We start from the raw sequence: 2,043 nt of genomic DNA on the forward strand, positions 1-2,043 counted from the left end.
TCATGGAAGGATAACTGGGCCAATTTATCCACCTACTTTAAATACCCACAGGAAGTCAGGACTTTAATTTACACAACTAATTGAATATTCCGCACCAGATTTGACACTTTGACCGCACAGATTGAACAGTACGACCGTTTTAAGTTGAACAGTTCTTCCGGTAAGATTAAACAGTTGTACCCCTCTTGTAAAATGGATTTATGCATCTGAACCGATGTAAATAAATTCAAGGAGGGTCACAAGATGACCAACTACAAAGAGATTCTCAGATTAAGCAATCTGGGAATCAATAATTCTCAAATAGCGGCAAGCTGCGGCTGCTCACGTACTACTGTTGTAACTGTTCTGCAGAAAGCAACAGAACAAAGGATTGACTGGCAAACAGCAGTAGATTTATCGAACAAGGAGATCTACAAGCGTCTGTTCCCAATCGAAGGAATCAAACCAACCTACAAAATGCCCGATTACGAGTATATTCATCGTGAAATGGCTAAGAGTGGAGTTACACTGACTCTGCTGTGGGTTGAATATTGCGAAAAGTGTAGGGAGGCAGGTGAAACACCGTACAAATCCACTCAATTCAACAAGTATTACAGCGATTTTGTTAAGAGCACAAAAGCTACCATGCACATTAACCGAAAGCCCGGAGAAATAATGGAGGTTGACTGGGCTGGACAAACTGCTGAAATCATTGATACAGATACGGGCGAAATAATTCCGGCATATGTGTTTGTAGCAGCCCTACCATACAGTGGTTATGCATACGTGGAAGCTTTTCTTTCTCAGAAACAGGAAAGCTGGATAACGGCACATATCAATGCATACAAGTTTTTTGGAGGAGTTACAAGAATACTGGTGCCGGACAATTTGAAAACCGGTGTTGAAAAAGCTTCACGGCATGAACCAGTTATCAACAAAACCTACCAGGAGATGGCTAAGTATTATGGAACAGCCGTTATACCCGCAAGGATAAAAAGCCCGAAAGATAAGCCCACTGTAGAAGGATCTGTCGGAATAATCTCAACATGGATACTTGCTGCAATCCGTAATCAGCAGTTCTTGTCTTTGCGGGAATTGAATGCTGCAATTATTGAAAAGCTCCATGTGTTCAATCGGAAACCTTTTCAAAAGAAAGACGGCAGCAGAGCAACCGTTTTTATAGAAGAAAAGCCGTTTTTACTGCCACTTTCGGCAAAACCCTTTGAACTTGCGACATGGAAAATTGCTACTGTCCAGTACAACTACCATATTGCTGTAGAAAACCAGAACTATTCGGTACCCTATGAATACATAAGGCAAAAAGTGGATGTCAGGATTACAAGGAATGTTATTGAAGTATTTTTCGAAGGTCACCGAATAAGCTCCCATCCAAGGTTATATGGAAGAAACGGGCAATACAGTACAATTGAAGCACATATGCCACCGGATCATCAAAAGTATGTAAGCTGGAATGGAGAAAGGTTCCGGATCTGGGCAGGAAAAATCGGAACAAATACCGCAACTGTCGTGAATTCATTTTTAACAAGCCATAAGGTTGAGCAGCAGGGATATAAATCATGCATGGTATTATTGAAGCTGGCAGATAAATATTCAATTGAAAGGCTTGAGGCTGCCTGTACAAAAGCAATATATTATACTCCTGTGCCCAGCCTAAAGAGTATTCAGGCAATTTTGAAATCCGGACAAGATAAAGCTGAAGCAAATGGAAAACCGGCAGAAACTCCCTCCAAAACTTCGGAATACGGGTTTACCCGTGGTGCTGAGTACTACAGGAGGGATGGCAAATGTTAAATGAGACTACAGTTACCAAGCTCCATGAGATGAAACTAAGTACCATGGCGCAAGCCTTTCGTGATCAAACCAAAGACAGTAATTTCAGCAATATGTCATTTGAAGAACGGTTTGGCATGCTGGTTGACATTGAATGGAGCAATAGGAAAAGTAACCGCCTCATAAGGCTTATTAAAAAGGCAGATTATGCATTCAACGATGCCTGCAGACGCTGTATAAATTTTTGTGTATGGGATGCAGGAAATACTCCTT

2 protein-coding genes are annotated in these 2,043 nt (G+C 41.3%); both read left to right on the forward strand.

Going from position 1 to position 2,043, the window contains the following annotated elements; genetic code table 11:
* The first annotated feature begins 243 nt into the window (after nucleotides 1-243).
* Nucleotides 244-1,791 (forward strand): IS21 family transposase, encoded by a 1,548-nt coding sequence (gene istA / locus LY28_RS18800; protein ID WP_110463694.1) that lies wholly within the window; start codon nucleotides 244-246, stop codon nucleotides 1,789-1,791.
* Nucleotides 1,785-2,043, forward strand: a 259-nt coding sequence (locus tag LY28_RS18805) for an ATP-binding protein (protein ID WP_207658160.1), incomplete at its 3' end; no start/stop codon positions are given. The genes istA and LY28_RS18805, both read left to right, overlap by 7 nt.

It is taken from the genome of Ruminiclostridium sufflavum DSM 19573 (assembly GCF_003208175.1).
Classification (GTDB): Bacteria; Bacillota; Clostridia; order Acetivibrionales; family DSM-1351; genus Ruminiclostridium; species Ruminiclostridium sufflavum.

Bases quoted from the DNA above. Each gene is read 5' to 3' on its own strand.
- istA (WP_110463694.1), top strand. From the start codon at position 244: ATGACCAACTACAAAGAGATTCTCAGATTAAGCAATCTGGGAATCAAT.